Here is an 18,421-nt window from a genome sequence, read left to right as displayed (position 1 = left end):
TTGCAGTCCTCTTGGACCGACCTGAGTGGGCAGTTTGGCGGCCGCAGGATAGGCAGGCTTCGGAGCGTCGGCATTCGACGAAACAACATCCGACTTGACTGGCACGGCGTCGGTCGAACGATCAACGACTACTTTCGGTTGTTCCGGCAAATGGTCCGCCGGGCGCTTCAACGCGAGCGCCGGCGCAACGGTAATCGCATTCACGAAACACCCCTGCCCTGAAATACAAAAACACTGCTCAGAAAGTGAACGAAAAGCTACGCGAGATTGACAACCCCGGCGAGTACCTCTTCGGGGCTGCTCCGGAATCGCAAAATAAAGCGATACAGCGATGAGCCGGTCTATCCCGTCTGGCTTGCCAACGAGGAGCGCGGAACTCGGGCCTGCCGTTCAAGCCGGCGGGGACAGCAGGATCATCGCGCGACCATGCAAGACGCGAACGTTCAATGCCTCTCGCCGACTGTTCACGTTGCCGAACTGGCGCGCCCGCCTCACATCTCGATTCGGTCTCCGGGCCGAGCCTCCCCTGAGGGGAGGCCGAAGCCTCACGCCGCCTTCTTGCTCTCCGCGAGATTGGCGAGCTGACGCAGGATCTCGGTGGTGCCGGCGAGCCGCTCTTCCGGCGTGTCCCATTCCTGGAAGAACACCACCTTCATGTCGGGCCGCACCTTGGCGGCTTGGCCGTGCTGACGGATGAACGTCACCAGCCGCTCCGGATGCGCAAAACTGTTGTCGCGGAATGCGATCACGACGCCCTTCGGGCCGGCATCGACCTTCCCGACATTGGCCCTTCGGCAATAGGCCTTGATCGCAGCAACCTTGAACAGATAGCGGACTTCGTCGGGCAGCACGCCGAAGCGGTCGCGCATCTCGGCGGCGAAGGCGTCGATGTCCTCGTCGGTGTCGAGATCGGCGAGACGGCGATAGAGCGACAGTCGTACGCTGAGGTCGTTGACATAGTCCTCGGGGATCAGCACCGGCATGCCGATCGTGATCTGCGGCGACCAGCGGTCGGCGGCGGGCTCGGCGACACCGGCCTTGAGGTTGACGATCGCCTCCTCCAGCATCGACTGGTACAGCTCGAAGCCGACTTCCTTGATATGGCCGGACTGCTCCTCGCCCAACAAATTGCCGGCGCCGCGGATGTCGAGGTCGTGGGAAGCGAGCTGGAAGCCGGCGCCCAGCGTCTCCAGCGATTGCAGCACCTTGAGCCGCCGCTCCGCCTGAGCCGTGATCTTCTGCTGCGCCGGCAGCGTGAACAGCGCATAGGCGCGCAGCTTGGAGCGGCCGACGCGGCCGCGCAACTGGTAGAGCTGGGCAAGGCCGAACATGTCGGCGCGGTGCACGATCAGTGTGTTGGCGTTCGGGATGTCGAGGCCGGACTCGACGATCGTGGTCGAGAGCAGGATGTCGTATTTGCCATCGTAGAACGCGGACATGATGTCCTCGATCACGGTCGGCGGCATCTGGCCGTGCGCAACCGCGACCTTCATCTCCGGCACGTTCTTGTCGAGGAAATCCTTGACGCCGGCGAGGTCCTCGATCCGCGGCACGACGTAGAACGCCTGGCCTCCGCGGTAGCGCTCGCGCAGCAGCGCCTCGCGGATCATCAATGGATCATGCGGCGCAACGAAGGTGCGCACCGCAAGACGATCGACCGGCGGCGAAGCGATGATCGAGAGCTCGCGAACGCCGGTCAGCGCCAGTTGCAGCGTGCGCGGGATCGGCGTCGCCGACAGCGTCAGCACATGGACCTGGGCGCGGAGCTGCTTCAGCCTCTCCTTGTGGCTGACGCCGAAATGCTGCTCCTCGTCCACGATCAGAAGGCCGAGGTCCTTGAACTTGATGGTCTTGCCGAGCAGCGCATGGGTGCCGACGACGATGTCGACCGTGCCGTCGGTGAGCCCCTTCTTGACCTGGTTCAACTCCTTGGTCGACACCAGCCGCGACGCCTGCGCGACATTGACCGGGAAACCGCGGAAGCGCTCGGTGAACGTGCGTGAGTGCTGGCGCGCGAGCAGCGTGGTCGGCACCACGACCGCAACCTGCCTGCCCTCGAGCGCCACGGCGAAGGCCGCGCGCAGCGCCACCTCGGTCTTGCCGAAGCCGACGTCGCCGCAGATCAGCCGGTCCATCGGTCGACCGATTTCGAGGTCATTCAAGGTCGAGGTGATGGCCCCTAACTGGTCCTCGGTCTCCTCATAGGGGAAGCGTGCGCAGAACTCGTCATAGACGTGCGGCTGCAGCGGGAATTTCGGCGCCTCGTGCAACTGCCGCTCGGCGGCGATCTTGATCAGCTCGCCCGCGATCTCGCGGATGCGGTTCTTGAGCTTCGCCTTGCGCGCCTGCCAGCCGCCGCCGCCCAGGCGATCGAGCTCGACATTGGCGCTGTCGGAGCCGTAGCGCGACAACAGCTCGATGTTCTCGACCGGCAGGAACAGCTTTGTCTCCGCCGCATAATGCAGCTCAAGACAGTCATGCGGTGCACCGGAGACTTCCAGCGTCTGCAGGCCCACGAAGCGGCCGATGCCGTGCTCGACGTGCACCACGAGATCGCCGGTCGCAAGGCTCGTCACCTCCGAGATGAAATTGTCGAGCTTGCGGCTCGCCTTGCGCGGCCGCACCAGGCGGTCGCCGAGAATGTCCTGCTCGCTGATGACGGCGAATTCGTCGGTCTCGAAGCCGGACTCCATGCCGAGCACGGCCAGCATGGTCTCGTTGCGCGGCGTCGCCTGCACGATCCGCCAGGTGTTGACGCTGGTGGTGTTGAGCAGCTTGTGGTCGCGCAGCATCGCGCCCATGCGGTCGCGCGAGCCTTCGCTCCACAGCGTGACGATGACCTTCTTGCGTTGCGACTGCAGCGCGCCGATATGGCCGACCACGGCCTCGAACACGTTGACGTTGGTGTCGGCACGTTCCGGCGCGAAGTTGCGCCCCTGCCGCGCGCCGGCATCGAACATGTCTGCGGTGCCTTCCGGCACTGCAAACGGCGTCAGCCGTGCCAGCGGCACCTCACCGAGCAGCCTGGTCCACTCGGCTTCGGTCAGATACAGCTTGTCGGGCGGCAGCGGCTTGTAGATCGCGCCGCTGCCGGGATGCTCCAGCGCCTCGCGCCGCGCGTCGTAATAGTCCGATATCTGCGAGAAGCGTTCGCGCGCGGCGTCCTCGCCCTGTGGCTCGATCGCAATCGTGGCGCCGTCGAGATAATCGAACAGCGTGTCCATCCGCTCCTGGAACAGCGGCAGCCAGTGCTCCATGCCGGGATGCCGCCGTCCCTCGGAGACCGCCTCATAGAGCTGGTCGTCGCGCTCCGGCGCGCCGAACGCTGCAACATAGCCCATGCGGAAACGCCGGATTGTTTCGGTCGTGAGCTGGAATTCCGAGACCGGCACGAGGTCGAGGCCGCGCATATCGAGCAGCGTGCGCTGGGTTTCGGCATCGAAGGTGCGGATCGATTCCAGGCTGTCGCCGAAGAAGTCGAAGCGCACCGGCTGGTCGAGGCCGGCCGGAAAAAGATCGAGGATGCCGCCGCGTACGGCGTATTCGCCGGGCTCGCGCACCGTGGACGAGCGGGTGTAGCCATTGTGCTCGAGCCAGGCGACGACCGAATCCATCGGCACCACGTTGCCCGGCGCAACCGACAACGCCTGCGCTGCGACCTGATCGCGCGCCGGCACGCGCTGCACGGCAGCGTTGACCGTGGTCAGCACGATCATCGGCTTGTCGCTGCCGACGAGGCGCGACAGCTTGGCCAGCGCGGTCAGGCGCTGGGCCAGGATCCCGGAATGCGGCGAGACGCGGTCATAGGGCTGGCAGTCCCAGGCCGGAACCTGCATCACGGCGATATCGGGCGCAAAGAACTCCAGCGAACGGGCGAGCTGCTGCATCCGTGCACCGTCGCGGCACACCACGGCAAGGCTCACCGCCGACCGTTTCGGCTGCGCAGCGATGGCGCGCGCCAGATCGGAGATGACAAGCCCCTCGGCGCCCTCGGCGACGTTGGCGATGGTCAGCACCCGGCCGGGCGTGAGCATCGCGGCCGGGGATTTCATCGGCTGCTTCATGCGCTGGGGTCCGCGACCCGGAACGCCTTGATACGGGCAAACAGCGCGGTGGCATATTCCGAAGGCAGCACCTTGTCACCGGTCAGCGCGGCATAGAGGTCGGGATCCGGCACCTCGATCAAATGCTCGAGCTCGCCGAGCTCCTGATCGGACAGGTCGGCGATTTCAGCATCGGCAAACCGGCCGAGGATCAGGTCCATCTCCCGGGTGCCGCGGTGCCAACAGCGAAACAAAAGCCGCTTGCGGCGGTCATCGAGCCCGTGGCTCGATCGTGTCGATCCCGTCATGTCCCAAATCCATTCGAACGCCAAAAGCCCGGACGTGCCGGGCGGGGCTTGATATAGCGATGGCGGTGGCCGATGTCAGCCCCATTCGCCGCCTTTTGGGGTTTCCTTGCGTGCATGACGTGAGTCGTGTGTAAAGGACACCGATGCGCCCCAGCCTGCTCAATCCGCTGTTTGCCCAGGTCACGACGCTTTCGGGTGTCGGCCCGAAGCAGGACAAGCTGCTGCGCTATCTGCTCGACCGCAGCGAGACGCCGCGCTTGGTCGACCTGCTGCTGCATTTGCCGGCGAGCGTGATCGATCGCCGGGCGCGACCGAAGATCCGCGACGCCACGGTCGGAACCATGGTGACGCTGGAAGTCACCGTCGACCGCCATCGCCCGCCGCCGCCGCGCAATTCGCGCGCCCCCTACCTCGTCTATGCCAGCGACGATACCGGCGACGTGGTGCTGACCTTCTTCCGCGCCCAGCCCGGCTATGTCGAAAAGCTGCTGCCGGTCGGCGAGAAGCGCTACGTCTCCGGCACGCTGGCGATGTATGACGGCATCCCCCAGATCGTGCATCCCGACCGCGTCGTCGATGAAGCCGGCTTTGCAAAGCTGTCGGGTATCGATCCGGTCTATCCGCTGACCGAGGGCCTTGCGATCGGCTCTCTCCGCCGCGCCATCGCGCAGGCGTTGACCAAGCTGCCGGATCTGCCGGAATGGATCAGCCCGGAAGTGCGGCGCCGCTGCAACTTCCCGCCGATCCGGGAAGCGCTGACCCGCGTCCATGTTCCGGTCGAGCTGACCGACATCCTGCCCGACGGTCCGTTCTGGTCGCGCCTCGCGTTCGACGAGCTGCTCGCCGGCCAGCTCGCGCTGGCTCTGATCCGCGCCACGCTGCGCCGCCCGGCCGGCGTACGCAACGCCGGCGACGGCCATCTGCGCAGGAAGATCATCGATGCCCTGCCCTACGCGCTGACCAAATCGCAGCAGGAGGCGGTCGCGTCGATCATCGCGGACCTGCAACAGCCGGTGCGTATGCTGCGCCTCGTGCAGGGCGATGTCGGTTCCGGCAAGACCGTGGTGGCGCTGCTGGCGGCCGCTGCCGTCGCGGAGGCCGGCAAGCAGGCCGCGCTGATGGCGCCGACCGAAATCCTGGCGCGCCAGCACATCAAGACCATCGCACCGCTCGCCGAAAGCGCCGGGATGCGCGTCGCCATCCTCACCGGCCGCGAGAAGGGCAAGGAGCGCCGCGAACTCCTGGCGCGGCTCGAGGCCGGCGAGATCGATTTGCTGGTCGGGACCCACGCGCTGATCCAGGACGACGTGATCTACAAGGCGCTGGCGCTCGCCGTGGTCGACGAGCAGCATCGCTTCGGCGTGCGCGAGCGCCTCGCGCTGACGTCGAAGGGCGAAGCCGTCGATGTGCTGGTGCTGAGCGCGACGCCGATCCCGCGCACGCTGGTGCTGACATATTTCGGCGACATGGACGTCTCGGAGCTGCGCGAAAAACCCGCCGGCCGCCAGCCGATCGACACGCGCGCGGTGCCGATGAGCCGGATCGAGGACGTCATGGACGGCGTCGGCCGCGCGCTCGAAGCAGGAAAGCTGGTCTACTGGATCTGCCCGCTGGTCGATGAGTCCGAGGCCGAAGGCACCGAGCATCTCACCAACGCAACCGAGCGTTTCGAGAGTTTGCAGAGGCGGTTCGGCGATCGCGTCGGCCTGGTGCACGGCCAGATGAAGGGCACCGAGAAGGATCGCGTGATGGCGCAGTTCGCCGCCCACGAGATCGGGCTCCTCGTCGCAACGACCGTCGTCGAGGTCGGCGTCGACGTGCCGGCGGCGACCATCATGGTGATCGAGAACGCCGAACGCTTCGGGCTGGCGCAGCTGCATCAACTGCGCGGCCGCATCGGCCGCGGCTCGGAGGCATCGACCTGTCTGTTGCTCTACAAGGAACCGCTCGGCGAGATGTCGAAGGCGCGCCTCAAGGTGATCCGCGAGACCACGGACGGCTTCCGGATCGCCGAGGAAGATCTGAAGCTGCGCGGCGAAGGCGACGTGCTCGGCATCCGCCAGAGCGGCCTGCCCGGCTACCGCATCGCGCGCTCCGAGGTGCACGGCCAGCTGATCACCCAGGCCCGCGACGAGGCGCTGCGGATCATGAAGGACAATCCGAAGCTGAAGTGCGAGCGCGGCGAAGCGCTGCGCGTCCTGCTCTATCTCTACGAACGCGACGAAGCCGTGCCGCTGATCGGCGCGGGGTAGCGTTTTCTCGGTCATTGCGAGCGCAGCGAAGCAATCCATGGTTCGACTCAGGGATAGATGGATTGCTTCGTCGCTATCGCTCCTCGCAATGACGACGTAGGATAGAGGTTGTGATCATGCCGTGAAGCAACCTTGCGTCTACATCGTTGCCAACAAGCGCCACGGCACAATTTACACCGGCGTCACCGCCAATCCGCCGAAGCGTTCGTTTGAGCATCGCGAGGGCGCGGTGAAGGGCTTCTCGGCGAAGTACGGCTGCAAGATTCTGGTTTGGTACGAGCTGCACGAAACGATGTACGACGCGATCACGCGGGAAAAGCAGATCAAGGCCGGCAGCCGCGAGAAGAAGATTGCGCTGATCGAAGCGTTGAATCCAGATTGGAATGACCTTTACGACACGCTGATCTGATTGTCGTCACCGGTCCCTCTCCACCGTCATTGCGAGCGCAGCGAAGCAATCCATCGCTCCGCATACGCGGAACTGTGGATTGCTTCGTCGCTTCGCTCCTCGCAATGACGCGGTGAGGGCTACGATTAGCTACCGGCAGTCTTGTCGCTAGGAGCCGCTGGATACGCCACCATCTCATGCCCGGCGGCCTGCCAGCCGCGGCAGCCGCCCTGAATCACGGCGACGTCGGCAAAGCCGATCTCGCGCAGCGCCTGCGCGGCGCGCGAGGCCTTGCCGCCGCCGCCGCAAGTCAGGATGATCGGCTGCGCGCGATCGCCGAGTGCGGGATCGGAAGCCGCAACGGTCGCAATCTCTTCGTGGCTGATGTTGCGCGCGCCTGCGATGGTGCCGCGCTCGCGCAACTGCCAGGGCTCGCCGACATCGATCAGCGACACGCCGCCCTGTTCGAGCGCGCGTTTGGCGTCGTCGGGCGAGAGCATGTGCACACCCTCGCCGGGCTGCCCGCGCTTCTCGGAGCTCATCAGCCCTCGACCTTCGTCGGCGCCGCCGGCTGCAACGAGGCCTGGTTGGCCGAGCCCTGGTTGGCGACCCGCGCGGCATTGGCCATGCCGGCCAGCGCCGCCGCGGTGCGCTTCGGGTCGTTGGCACCGGGCTGCACCACGCCGGCCGACATGATCAGCGTCGCGGCGTCCTCGGTGCTCATCTCGATCTCGATGATCTTGCTCCGCGGCACGTAGAAGAAGAAGCCGGTGGTCGGGTTCGGCGCGCATGGCAGGAACACCGAGATATGCTCCTCCTCGCCGGGCAGGCTGGCGGCGAGTTCGGCGTTCGGCGCCTGCGAGATCAGCACGATCGACCACATGCCGGGCGACGGAAATTCGACCAGGCCGACGCGGCGGAAGCTCGAGCCGTTGCCGGAGAACAGCGTCTCGAATACCTGCTTCAGGCCGCGATAGATCGCGCGCACCGCAGGGATCCGGCCAAGCAGTCGCTCGCCGAGATCGACCAGGGTCCGCCCGATCAAATTAGCGGTGAGGAAGCCGAGCAGCGTCAGCGCGATGACCGCGACGATCAGGCCGGAACCGGGCAGCCCGAACGGCAGATAGGTTTCCGGCCGGTAGGCCGTCGGCACGAACGGCCGGACCAGATTGTCGACCCAGTTCACGAACCACCAGGTCAGGTACAGGGTGATCGCAACCGGGCCGGCCACTACCAGGCCGGTCAGGAAATAGGTGCGAAAACGCGCCATCAGCCCGCGCGGGTGGTCCGGATGCAGTTCGCCAGACGGGTCAGGAGGCACTTGATCGGAGGTCATTGCGGTTCCAGGGTCGTCGAAGCGGCCGTACGTCAGCACCCAGCTAAGCCATTCTGACGCACTTTTGAAGGGGCCGCGTGACGGCCCGGCTTGCGGCTATTCGACCGTGACCGATTTGGCCAGATTCCGGGGCTGGTCGACGTCGGTGCCCATCACCACGGCGGTATGATAGGCGAGCAGCTGCACCGGAACGGCATAGACCATCGGTGCGAAGGTCGCCCCCATGTCCGGCATCACGATCGTCACCAGCGACTGGATGGTCGCCTCCGCGGCGCCCTTGGCGTCGGTCATCAGGATGATCTTGCCGCCGCGGGCGGCGACCTCCTGCATGTTGGAGACGGTCTTCTCGAACACCTTGTCGTAGGGCGCGATCACCACGACCGGCATGTGCTCGTCGATCAGTGCGATCGGCCCATGCTTGAGCTCGCCGGCGGCATAGCCCTCGGCATGGATGTAGGAGATTTCCTTCAGCTTCAGCGCGCCTTCCAGCGCCAGCGGATAGCTGGTGCCGCGGCCGAGATAGAGCACGTCGCGCGACTTCGAAATCTCGCGCGCCAGCTTCTCGATCTGCAATTCGGTGGTGAGCGCCTCCGACATCAGGCGCGGAATTTCGACCAGGCCGTGCACCAGCTTGGCCTCGTCGGCATCGGACAGCTCGCCGCGCGCCTTGCCGGCGGCAACCGCGAGCGAGGCCAGCACCATCAGCTGGCAGGTGAACGCCTTGGTCGAGGCGACGCCGATCTCGGGACCGGCGAGCGTCTGCAACACGGTCTCGCTCTCGCGCGCGATGGTCGAGGTCGGCACGTTGACGACCGACAGCGTGTGTGCGCCCTGCGCCTTGGCGTAGCGCAGCGCCGCCAGCGTGTCGGCGGTCTCGCCGGACTGCGAGATGAAGATGGCAAGGTCGCCCTTGCGCAAGGGAGCCTCGCGGTAGCGGAATTCGGAGGCGACATCGAGCTCGACCGGCAGCCGTGCCAGCCGCTCCAGCCAGTATTTTGCGACGAAGCCGGCATAGCTTGCGGTGCCGCAGGCGGTGATCGAGATGCGCTGGATGTCGTTGAAGTCGAACGGCAGCTTGACCGGCATGGTGACGCGCTCGGCCGCCAGGTCGACGTAACGGGCGAGCGTGTGCCCGACCACTTCGGGCTGCTCGTGGATCTCCTTGGCCATGAAGTGGCGATAGTTCGCCTTGTCGACCAGCGCGGTCGCCGTCGTGTGCTTGATCGCCTCGCGATGGACGATCGCGTTGTCCTTGTCGAAGATGGTGGCGCCCTTGCGGTTCAACACCACCCAGTCGCCGTCCTCGAGATAGCTGATCGTGTCGGTGAACGGCCCGAGCGCGATCGCATCCGAGCCGAGATACATCTCGCCGTCGCCGTGGCCGACCGCAAGCGGCGGGCCGTTGCGGGCGCCGATCATCAGATCGTCCTCGCCGGCGAAGATGAAGCCGAGTGCGAACGCGCCGCGCAGCTCCGACAGCACCGCCCTCACCGCCTCGACGGGCGCAACGCCGCCCTTGAGCAGATTGTCGACCAGATGCACCACGACCTCGGTGTCGGTCTCGGTCGAGAACACCGCACCCTTCGATTCGAGGTGCTCGCGCAGCTCGCGGAAATTCTCGATGATGCCGTTATGCACCACGGCGACGCGTTCGGTTGAGTGCGGATGCGCGTTGTTCTCGGTCGGCCGGCCGTGGGTGGCCCAGCGGGTGTGGCCGATGCCGGTGTGGCCGCCGAGCGGCTTTGCCTGCAGCCGGATCTCGAGATTCTTCAGCTTGCCCTCGGCGCGGCGCCGCGCCAGGGTGCCGTTCTCCAGCGTGGCGACCCCTGCGGAATCATAGCCGCGATATTCGAGCCGCTTGAGCGAATCCACCAGTTGCTCCGCGACCGGAGCGCGTCCAAGAATGCCGACGATGCCGCACATGCGGTTCAATGTCCCCAAAAATCGCCGAAAATTTGCCAAAGCGGCGACACGGTCCCTTAACGGGAATCGCCTGCCGCAAGATACTCAATAATTATTGCCGATTGCGACAGTCTTAAACGGCAAGGTTGACGCGAAAGGCTGGTTAATCGGAGCTAACTAGTTTGGCAAGAGCGTGTCAGCCGGCACAGGCCAGCGCCGCCCGCGGATCGTGGTACACCCGTCCGAAACGAAAGGACCTTGTTCCCCAGCCCCTCGTGATTGTCCGCCATGATTAAGCTTCACTCGCCGCTCGAAATTAAACCCGACCCGCGTGGCGGCTGGCAGCTCGTCTTTTGGACCGGGAACGCCTTCGATTACACAACGTCATTTCGCGCCTTGCTCGATGACATCACACAGGCGCTCGGGCAAGAGGCTCAACACGATCTGCAGCTACCACCGTATGAGGTGGGAGAGGACTTCGTCGAGGGCACGCTCCGGTTCGGAAGCTCGTCGCTTCGGATCTACTATGAGCACTCCCTCAGCTATCTCGCGCTGATGTGTGACAGCGCGCGCGTCCTCCAAGATGTTGCCGACCGCCTTCGGGCCAGCGTCCAGGTCGTTTGACCTCGCGATGTCGACCCGACTTCAGCTCCGGCCGCGTCAACACGTCATTAACGCCTTTCGGCGAGGGTGCCGCCGCCCGGAGGTACCCCGATGCAAGCCACGCACGACCGTGAGACGCAGCGCCTCGATGTCCTGGCGGAACTCGACATCCTCGACACGCCGCGCGAGCTCGCCTTTGACCGCCTGACCGGGCTGTGCCGGAAGATCTTTCGCGTGCCGATGTCGACGCTGACGCTGATCGACGGCCATCGGCAGTGGTTCAAGGCCTCGGACGGCATGGAAGATCGCGAGACCGCGCGCGGACCTGCGCTGTGCAACCTTGCGATCGCGCAGGACCATCCCCTCATCATTGCCGACACGCAGTGCGACCCGCGCCTCGCCGACAACATCTTCGTGCACGGCAAGCCGCATATCCGTTTCTATGCCGGCACGCAGCTCAAGATCTCCGGCGCCGTCGTCGGGACCCTGTGCGCGATGGACACCCGGCCGCGCGACTTCGATGCCGATGCAGTCGGCATGCTGTGCGATCTTGCCGCCATCGCCGTCGACGAACTGATGCTGCGCAATCTGTCGATGCAGGATGGCCTCACTGGCACCTCCTCGCGCCGCGCCTTCCGCGGCGAAGGCGAACGGCTGACCGCGCTGGCGACCCGGCATGTCGCTCCGCTCGCCTGCGCCGTGCTCGATGTCGATCACTTCAAGCAGGTCAACGATACCTACGGGCATGCGGTCGGCGACACGGTGCTGGCGGCGGTCGCGGATGCCGCGCGCTGCGCGCTGCGCGGTTCCGACGTGATCGGCCGCCTCGGCGGCGAAGAGTTCGGCATCCTGTTGCCGCATACCAAGCTCGACCAGGCGATGGGCGTGCTCGAGAAGGTGCGCACCGCCGTCGCGGCGACGCGGATCGAAACCCCGGCCGGCACGATCGGCGTGACCTGCAGCCTCGGCGGCGCCGTGCTCTCGCCCGGCAACTGCTTCGACGACATGCTGCGCAACGCCGACCTTGCGATGTACGGCGCCAAGCAGGCCGGCCGCAATCAGGCACTGGCCTGGGTCGACCGCGCGCCGTCGGGGGCGCCGACCGCGCGGCGCGTGTTCAAGGCCGGCACGATCAGCTTCAACGCCGGCCATTCCACGATCGACTGCACGGTGCGCGGTCTTTCGCGCGACACCGCGACGATCGAGGTGCTGTCGACCTCGGGGATCCCCGACCAGTTCAAGCTCGCGATCGCCGCCGACGCGCTGTCGCGGGCCTGCCGGATCACCGGAAAGGCCGACAACCGGATCGAGGTCGCCTTCGCCTGAGCGGCTCCGCGAGAACTCGGAATCCATCTCACCGCTTGTTCTGACGCCCGATGGATTCCGGGCTCGACGTTGAGGCGTCGCCCTCAGGTGCGCAATTGCGCACCGGGGAATGACGAGCGGATGGTTCGCCAAACCTCAGTGTTCGACCCGATAGAGCCGCCATCGCTCCGGCACGCCCTTGAGCTGGTGCGCACCGCGGTCCTTGAAACGGACTTCGGATTTCGACATCAGATCCCTGACCGCGCTCGAGACCAGGACCTCGCCGGCACGCGCCTTCGCGGCAACGCGTGCACCGATGTGAAACGCGAGACCGATCACCTCCGCGCCGCTCACCTTGTACTCGCCCGCGTGCAGTCCGACCCTGATCTCGAGCCCGAGCGTGCGCACGGACTCGCGGATCGCGGTCGCGCAACGGATCCCGGCAGCCGGCGCCCGGAAAGTCGCCAGCAGTCCGTCGCCCGTCGTCACGACTTCCTTGCCCCGCAAGGCCTTCAGCTCGCGGCGGACGGCGACGTAGTAGTGATTCATCACCGTCGCCCAGCGCGCGTCGCCGAGCCGCGCGGCCTTTTCGGTGGACCGGACGATATCGACATAGAGGATCGTGGCGAGTGCCTGCTTGAGCTCCGAGCCGCGATCGGCGGTTCGACGCCGGTTTGCGATGTTTCCCGTCAGCGGTTCATAGCGATGGCTGCGGCGCCGCGCGATGGCGGCCTTCGCGTAATCCTGGGCACGCTGCACCGTGCGGCAGCGAACGGTTTTTTCCTGCGGTGGAAACGTCCAGGAGACCTTGCGCCCTGCTCCAGCGCCCAGAACCTCCACGGCGCCCCATTTCAGGAAAACCGTCGAACCGGCGCGTCGGATGCACCAAGCCTTCGACGTGTAGCCGGACACGTTCGATTGATGGACTCCGATGCGAAGGAATTTGGGCATGAGCGTCCGGCCGATCGAACGAGCGCTTGGGGGCTAACCTGAGATAAAGCGTAGCCATACATTTCCGCATTGGCAACGGTGCTCGTTTGCTGGCGATCAAAGGCGCCGGGCTCTGCGATGTCCGGCTTCTAATCAGCTTCGGCCATCGCGCCTCTGCCCGTTCGATCCGACGTCAGCGTCGACGGGCGGAATTGCCTCGCCCTGCGCTTTCGCCATTGGCGGTTCTTCATCGCGAAATCGTGCCGGGATCAGCCGGCTGCGGTCGACCGTCAGGTCAAAGACGTCGAAGCGATTGTAGTAGCCGACCACGTCGTGAAACTGCTTCGGCTCGACGCAACGATTGAGATCGATCTCCGCATAGGCGATCCCCTCCTGGTCCTGCAATTCATCGCCGAACACGACCCCCGTCGGATCGACGAAGAAGCTCGCCGCACGTGGCGTCCGGTCGATCACGTCGGCGATGGTTCTATCCCGATCGATGAGGAAGGCGCGCATCGGTTCGTCCATGTAGCCGGCGGTCACGATCCCGAATACCTTGGCTTCGAAGCAGTGGGCGCTGGCGCGGATGCGGTTGGCGGCGACGTTGTCGAAATTGCCGCCGCCTGCCGGGCGCCTTGTGGGCCACATCGGCGGCCAGCTCGAGATGTGCACCTGTTCGCCCTGCGCCATCAGCGCGAAGCGGGCCAGGGGGTTGGTATTCTCGCCGCAGATCAACCCGCCGATCCGGCCCTGCCGGGTCTCAGCGACCGCAAGGCCCGCACCATCCCCCGACGACCACACCAGCTTCTCATAGAAGGTCGGAACCAGCTTGCGGTGATGGACCAGGATCCCTCCGGTCTCGCCGATCAACAGGTTCGAATTCCACAGTCCCCCGACGCTGACGGGCGAGCGCTCGCTGATGCCGATCGAGACGGTGACGCCGAGCGCGCGCGCCTCGGCGCAAAGTTGCGCCACTTCCGGTCCGTCCACCAGCACGGATTGCTCCGCCATGCGCACGAATAGGTCGTGGTTGTCGATCGGTGGCCACAGCGCCGCCCAGACCGGAAAGGCGGGAATGTAGGTTTCGGGAAACGCGATCAGCTCGGCGCCGGCCTTCGCTGCTTCGCGGATGATGGCGATCGCCTTTTCGGTGGTCGCCCGGCTGTCGAGGAAGACCGGCGCGGCGTGGACGGCAGCAGCCTTGAAACGAGGGAGCATCACGAAAATCCCGGCTAGAGCGTTTTCGAGCGAAGCGGAGACCGGTTCGCGCGAAGAAAACGCGTCAGAACAAAATCCAGAGCCCCGATCCGATCGGAACGGAAAAGCTCTAGGACGAAGGGAGCGAAGCGGTATCATCCCTGCCCTGGCGCCATGCATGGGAATTGTCGCAAGGTCGGTTGCGAAGGATCGGAGCCGCCGCGCGCTGGAACGGGAATTGCTTTGCCGACAAGAGCCGCAATCCGGAGGCAAGTCATGTTCGATACGATCAACTGGGACGATTTGCGGGTATTTCTCTGCGCCGCCCGCGCCGGCAATCTGAGCCAGACGGCGAAACGGCTGCGGCTGGATCATTCCACCGTCAGCCGGCGCATCGCCCAGATGGAAGCGTCGCTCGGGATTGCGGTGTTCGAACGCCACCGCACCGGGCTCAGGCTCAACGAGGTCGGCGAGCGGTTGTTGCGGCATGCCGAGCGGGTCGAGAGCGCGGTGATCGCCATTCGGGAAGAAGCCAGCGCCAGCGACACCCAGCAGCTCGTCGGAACGGTGCGGCTCGCCACCATGGAGGGGATCGCCTCGCTCTATCTGGCGCAGCGCTTCGCCAAATTGCGTCGCACCGCGCCGCAACTCTCCGTCGAACTCGTCACGTCCGCCCAGACGGTTTACGTCCACAAGCGCGAAGCCGATCTGTTCGTGTCCTTTTTCCGGCCCCCCGGTCCGGGCCTGATCTCGGAGCGGATCGGCAAGTTCCGGCTCGGGCTATTCGCGAGCCAGGACTACCTCGACCATCACGGCATGCCTGCAAGCCTCCGCGACCTCGAGGACCATTGGTTCGTGTCCTATATCGAGGATCTGCTCCAGGTCGATTCGGTGCGTTGGCTCGCCGACGTCATCGAAGAGCCGAAAATCGCCTTCCACTCCAACAGCATGATCGCGCAGATGAACGCCGCGGCGGGCGGCCTCGGCATCGTGATGTTGCCGAGCTTTGCCACCAGGGACCGGCCCGACCTCATACCGGTGCTGCCCGACCTCGCCGGCACGGTTCGCGAGGTCTGGCTCAACGTCCATAGCGACCTGCAATTTGCCCCGCGCATCCGCGCCGTCCGCGCGTTTCTGAAAAACCTTCTGAAGCAGGACCCCGACATGCGGGTCACGCTGGCCGATGCCGTGCCGCAGCCGCGCACAGCAGATTGCAAAAATCCATAGTTCCCTTCCGTCGGGGCCCGGCTGAAGCTCGTTCGATTGGCGCACGGCAGAGCGCGCTGTAGTTTTGAGGGGGGCAGCATGAACGTGGTTATTCCCGGCAACGCCGATCCGGCGTCGAGCGGCGTATCGGCCAAGAAACTGGCCAAGAAGCGGTTGACCGTCGCGCTCATTCTGAGCGCTGCGATGATCGCCATCTATTTCGGCTTCATGGGGCTGTTCGCCTTCGACAAGCCGCTGCTCGGCACCATCCTGATGCCCGGCCTGTCGCTTTGCATTGTGCTCGGGCCGCTCGTCATCATCTCGTCCTTCGCGCTCTGCCTCACCTACGTGCTGTGGGCGAACCGGGTGTTCGACGCCGGCATCCGTAACCTTCGCTAAAGAGGCAGAGAAGATGGGCAGCAGCACGCTTTCGATCGGGTTCTTCTTCGCCTTCATGGCACTGACGCTGGCGATCACCTATTGGGCCGCGCGGCGCACCCGCACCACCGAGCACTTCTTTGCCGCCGGCGGCCAGGTGACGGCGTGGCAGAATGGCTGGGCTCTCGCGGGGGACTTCCTGAGCGCCGCCGCCCTGCTGGGAATTGCCGGCATCGTCACCTCGAACGGCTTCGACGGCATGATCTATTCGATCGGGTGGCTGGTCGGCTGGCCGATCATTCTGTTCCTGATCGTCGAGCCGTTGCGTAACGTCGGCCGCTTCACCTTCGCCGACGTGGTGGCCTATCGCCTGCGCCAGCGCCCGGTGCGCGTTGCCGGCGCCGTCGGAACCCTCGCTGTGATCCTGTTCTACCTGATCGCCCAGATGGTCGCGACGGGATCGCTGATCAAGCTGCTGTTCGGCCTGCCCTACACCTGGTCGGTCGTCGTGGTCGGCAGCATGATGCTGGTCTATGTGCTGTTCGGCGGCATGCTGGCGACGACCTGGGTGCAGGTGGTGAAGGCTGCGCTGTTGATGGGCGGCGGCATCCTGCTCGCCATTCTCGTGTTGACCCATTTCGACATGAACCCGCTGAAGCTGTTCGCCGCGGCGTCCGAGAAGTACGGCACCAGGGTCCTGCAACCAGGGTCGAAGGTTGTCTCCGGCCAGTGGGACGCGATATCGCTCGGGCTCGGCCTGATGTTCGGCACCGCCGCGATGCCGCATGTGCTGATGCGGGCCTACACGGTGAAGGACGCCAAGGCTGCGCGGCTGTCGATCCTCTATGCCACCGGCCTGATCGGCGTCTTTCATCTCATGGTCTTCATCATCGGCTTTGGCGCCATGGTGCTGGTCGGCCCAGAGGCGGTGGCAAAGGCCGGAGGCGGCGGCAACATGGCAGCGCCCCTGCTCGCACTCGCCGTCGGCGGCAATGCTTTCTTCGGCTTCATTTGTGCGGTCGCGTTCGCGACCATGCTCGCCGTCGTCGCGGGGTTGACGCTGTCGGGCGTCGCCACGCTCTGCCACGACGTCTGGACCAATGTGATCCGGAACGGCACCGCTTCGGAGACCGAGCAGCTCAAGGTCGCGCGCGTCGCGACTGTCATGATTTCCATCCTCGCCATCATTCTCGGCATCGCGTTCGAGGGCCAGAACGTCGCCTTCATGGCGGGGCTTGCGTTCTCGATCGCCTGCGCCGCGAATTTCCCCTCGCTCGTGCTCGCCATCACCTGGCGCCGCTTCACGACGCCGGCGGCGGTCGCAAGCATCCTGGTCGGCACGCTGAGCTCGCTGGTGCTGATCTATCTGTCGCCGACCATCCAGGTCGACATCCTCGGCAAGCCGCTGGCCGCGATCGAGCATCAATGGTGGTTCGTCTCGCTGCGGAATCCGGCGATCATCAGTATGCCGCTGTCCTTTGCGGTCGCGATCCTGCTGTCGCTGATCACCCGGGAGAAGAACGTCGATCTCGCCTTCGACGAGATGCAGCGGCGCATCCTGCTCGGTCCGCTCCAGCCGAGTACCAACGAGCCCGCCCAGGCTAAGAGCGCGGCTTAAGCCAGTCGGCGATCCCGATCGCGTTCCAGCCGGCGCGGAAGTCCGTCCGTGACACGAACAGCATCGGAACTTTTCTCTCTGTTGGGATTTTTGCTGTTTTGGGGCAGCGAACGTCAGCATTGGAGAGAGGAGCCATGAAGCGGCGACGCCGGGTTAAGCAGATTTTTCCCCTTGAAATACGCCTCGTCCAGGAGGCGAAAGAGCTACGCAAACGGGCTAAGGAACTTCCGCCCAGTCGAGAGCGAGAAGCATTGCTGAGGAAGGCGCGGCACGAGGAGACCACGGCTCATTTGACGGAATGGCTGATGTCATCAGGCCCACGGGTGCCCATCTAGGACGTGACGACATGCCGGCGAACCACCACCATATCGACGGAGTGGAAGTCGCCTTTGTCTGCGCCGCGGCGGTGTCCTTTGTGACCCTGATCGCAAGCGTGGCTTGGCTCTTGGTTCGGTGAAATCCCGCTCCCTGTGATTCAAGCTGCAAAGTCGGCCATTCGCCCGAACGCCGGCTCGGCTGGTGCTGCGCTTTGCAGATGATCGCTTGCGGACGATGCTGAGCCTGCCGCTGACGGCAGCCTCAATGCGTCCGACTTATGAGCTATCTCTCGCCGTGTCGGACTCGGCCGCGGCTTCAATAACGCCGGCTCGCCCCCGACGGGGCGCGGCTGCCAACCCGCCGGCAGGTCCGGCAGTCGCTCCCCGCACGACCGGCGAATGCCAAATTTTTTTCACGACACTTCTTGACTTCCAAAACCGGTTTTCTAATTTTTTGCTCGCTAGGCCCTTGCGGGCCAGCGCCTGGGCGCCAGTCGGGCCCAGGCGAGACGGGCACCGGTCGTGTCCGGTGCCATTCATATCCATCTTGCTCTATGGAGGATTTGGCTATGCGCACATACGACTTCTCTCCCCTGTTCCGGTCAGCCATTGGCTTTGATCGGCTCTTTGACCTCGCT

The 18,421-nt window shown here is 65.1% G+C and carries 15 protein-coding genes and 1 pseudogene; 8 read left to right on the top strand and 8 right to left on the bottom strand.

From position 1 onward, the window contains the following. The 3 genes from H8A95_RS33690 to H8A95_RS33680 all read right to left on the bottom strand — a co-directional run. On the bottom strand, positions 1–204 hold a 204-nt coding region (locus H8A95_RS33690; protein WP_229187088.1), incomplete at its 3' end, for a hypothetical protein. Positions 205–545: 341 nt separating this feature from the next. Beyond that, a complete protein-coding gene (gene mfd, locus H8A95_RS33685; RefSeq protein WP_229187087.1) occupies positions 546–4,064 on the bottom strand; it encodes a transcription-repair coupling factor in 3,519 nt (1,172 codons plus the stop codon). Further along, positions 4,061–4,351 (bottom strand): FAD assembly factor SdhE, encoded by a 291-nt coding sequence (locus tag H8A95_RS33680; protein WP_229187086.1) that lies wholly within the window; start codon positions 4,349–4,351, stop codon positions 4,061–4,063. Before H8A95_RS33680 ends, mfd begins: the two co-directional genes overlap by 4 nt. Before the next feature lie 143 nt (positions 4,352–4,494). Here H8A95_RS33680 and recG point away from each other — a divergent pair, with 143 nt between their 5' ends. Both recG and H8A95_RS33670 read left to right on the top strand, forming a co-directional pair. Continuing rightward, positions 4,495–6,603, top strand: a complete 2,109-nt coding sequence (recG, locus tag H8A95_RS33675; RefSeq protein WP_229187085.1) for an ATP-dependent DNA helicase RecG — start codon at positions 4,495–4,497, stop codon at positions 6,601–6,603. Between the two features lie 121 nt (positions 6,604–6,724). Further along, positions 6,725–7,012: a GIY-YIG nuclease family protein gene (locus H8A95_RS33670; protein ID WP_229187084.1), complete on the top strand. Its 288-nt coding sequence runs from the start codon at positions 6,725–6,727 to the stop codon at positions 7,010–7,012. 125 nt (positions 7,013–7,137) lie between these two features. On the opposite strand, the gene H8A95_RS33665 is transcribed toward H8A95_RS33670, so the two are convergent. The 3 genes from H8A95_RS33665 to glmS form a co-directional block, all read right to left on the bottom strand. Continuing rightward, a complete protein-coding gene (locus tag H8A95_RS33665) occupies positions 7,138–7,533 on the bottom strand; it encodes a rhodanese-like domain-containing protein (protein WP_229187083.1) in 396 nt (131 codons plus the stop codon). Continuing rightward, entirely contained in the window at positions 7,533–8,327 is a 795-nt protein-coding gene (locus H8A95_RS33660) for a DUF502 domain-containing protein (protein ID WP_229187082.1), read from the bottom strand. Before H8A95_RS33660 ends, H8A95_RS33665 begins: the two co-directional genes overlap by 1 nt. A 96-nt stretch (positions 8,328–8,423) precedes the next feature. Then, a complete protein-coding gene (gene glmS, locus H8A95_RS33655; RefSeq protein WP_229187081.1) occupies positions 8,424–10,250 on the bottom strand; it encodes a glutamine--fructose-6-phosphate transaminase (isomerizing) in 1,827 nt (608 codons plus the stop codon). Positions 10,251–10,517: 267 nt separating this feature from the next. Here glmS and H8A95_RS33650 point away from each other — a divergent pair, with 267 nt between their 5' ends. Together H8A95_RS33650 and H8A95_RS33645 are read left to right on the top strand one after the other, a co-directional pair. Further along, entirely contained in the window at positions 10,518–10,853 is a 336-nt protein-coding gene (locus tag H8A95_RS33650; protein WP_229187080.1) for a hypothetical protein, read from the top strand. A 90-nt stretch (positions 10,854–10,943) separates the two neighbouring features. Then, positions 10,944–12,158, top strand: coding sequence for a sensor domain-containing diguanylate cyclase (locus H8A95_RS33645; RefSeq protein ID WP_229187079.1), 1,215 nt, complete (start codon positions 10,944–10,946; stop codon positions 12,156–12,158). Positions 12,159–12,293: 135 nt separating this feature from the next. Here the strand turns inward: H8A95_RS33645 and H8A95_RS33640 are convergent, their stop codons facing one another. Beyond that, positions 12,294–13,088, bottom strand: a complete 795-nt coding sequence (locus H8A95_RS33640; RefSeq protein WP_229187078.1) for an adenylate/guanylate cyclase domain-containing protein — start codon at positions 13,086–13,088, stop codon at positions 12,294–12,296. Positions 13,089–13,220: 132 nt separating this feature from the next. Then, positions 13,221–14,285: a carbon-nitrogen hydrolase family protein gene (locus H8A95_RS33635; RefSeq protein ID WP_229187077.1), complete on the bottom strand. Its 1,065-nt coding sequence runs from the start codon at positions 14,283–14,285 to the stop codon at positions 13,221–13,223. 255 nt (positions 14,286–14,540) lie between these two features. On the opposite strand from H8A95_RS33635, the gene H8A95_RS33630 reads away from it, so the two are divergent. The 4 genes and pseudogenes from H8A95_RS33630 to H8A95_RS33610 all read left to right on the top strand — a co-directional run. After that, positions 14,541–15,491: a LysR family transcriptional regulator gene (locus H8A95_RS33630; RefSeq protein WP_229187076.1), complete on the top strand. Its 951-nt coding sequence runs from the start codon at positions 14,541–14,543 to the stop codon at positions 15,489–15,491. A 78-nt stretch (positions 15,492–15,569) separates the two neighbouring features. Beyond that, positions 15,570–15,869, top strand: a complete 300-nt coding sequence (locus H8A95_RS33625) for a DUF485 domain-containing protein (protein ID WP_229187075.1) — start codon at positions 15,570–15,572, stop codon at positions 15,867–15,869. Positions 15,870–15,882: 13 nt separating this feature from the next. After that, positions 15,883–17,466 carry a solute symporter family protein gene (locus H8A95_RS33620; RefSeq protein WP_229187074.1) on the top strand — a complete coding sequence of 528 codons (1,584 nt, stop codon included), beginning with the start codon at positions 15,883–15,885 and terminating at the stop codon, positions 17,464–17,466. Between the two features lie 886 nt (positions 17,467–18,352). Beyond that, positions 18,353–18,421, top strand: a pseudogene (locus H8A95_RS33610) (heat-shock protein); the annotation flags it as partial.

This window comes from Bradyrhizobium oropedii (assembly GCF_020889685.1).
Lineage (GTDB): Bacteria > Pseudomonadota > Alphaproteobacteria > Rhizobiales > Xanthobacteraceae > Bradyrhizobium > Bradyrhizobium oropedii.
The sequence above is the reverse complement of the archived record's forward strand: the minus strand, read 5'-3'. Positions and strand labels throughout refer to the sequence as shown.

Bases quoted from the DNA above. Each gene is read 5' to 3' on its own strand.
- H8A95_RS33650 (WP_229187080.1), top strand. From the start codon at position 10,518: ATGATTAAGCTTCACTCGCCGCTCGAAATTAAACCCGACCCGCGTGGC.
- H8A95_RS33630 (WP_229187076.1), top strand. From the start codon at position 14,541: ATGTTCGATACGATCAACTGGGACGATTTGCGGGTATTTCTCTGCGCC.
- H8A95_RS33680 (WP_229187086.1), bottom strand. From the start codon at position 4,351: ATGACGGGATCGACACGATCGAGCCACGGGCTCGATGACCGCCGCAAG.
- H8A95_RS33620 (WP_229187074.1), top strand. From the start codon at position 15,883: ATGGGCAGCAGCACGCTTTCGATCGGGTTCTTCTTCGCCTTCATGGCA.
- H8A95_RS33645 (WP_229187079.1), top strand. From the start codon at position 10,944: ATGCAAGCCACGCACGACCGTGAGACGCAGCGCCTCGATGTCCTGGCG.
- H8A95_RS33665 (WP_229187083.1), bottom strand. From the start codon at position 7,533: ATGAGCTCCGAGAAGCGCGGGCAGCCCGGCGAGGGTGTGCACATGCTC.
- H8A95_RS33625 (WP_229187075.1), top strand. From the start codon at position 15,570: ATGAACGTGGTTATTCCCGGCAACGCCGATCCGGCGTCGAGCGGCGTA.
- glmS (WP_229187081.1), bottom strand. From the start codon at position 10,250: ATGTGCGGCATCGTCGGCATTCTTGGACGCGCTCCGGTCGCGGAGCAA.
- H8A95_RS33635 (WP_229187077.1), bottom strand. From the start codon at position 14,285: ATGCTCCCTCGTTTCAAGGCTGCTGCCGTCCACGCCGCGCCGGTCTTC.
- H8A95_RS33640 (WP_229187078.1), bottom strand. From the start codon at position 13,088: ATGCCCAAATTCCTTCGCATCGGAGTCCATCAATCGAACGTGTCCGGC.
- mfd (WP_229187087.1), bottom strand. From the start codon at position 4,064: ATGAAGCAGCCGATGAAATCCCCGGCCGCGATGCTCACGCCCGGCCGG.
- H8A95_RS33660 (WP_229187082.1), bottom strand. From the start codon at position 8,327: ATGACCTCCGATCAAGTGCCTCCTGACCCGTCTGGCGAACTGCATCCG.
- recG (WP_229187085.1), top strand. From the start codon at position 4,495: ATGCGCCCCAGCCTGCTCAATCCGCTGTTTGCCCAGGTCACGACGCTT.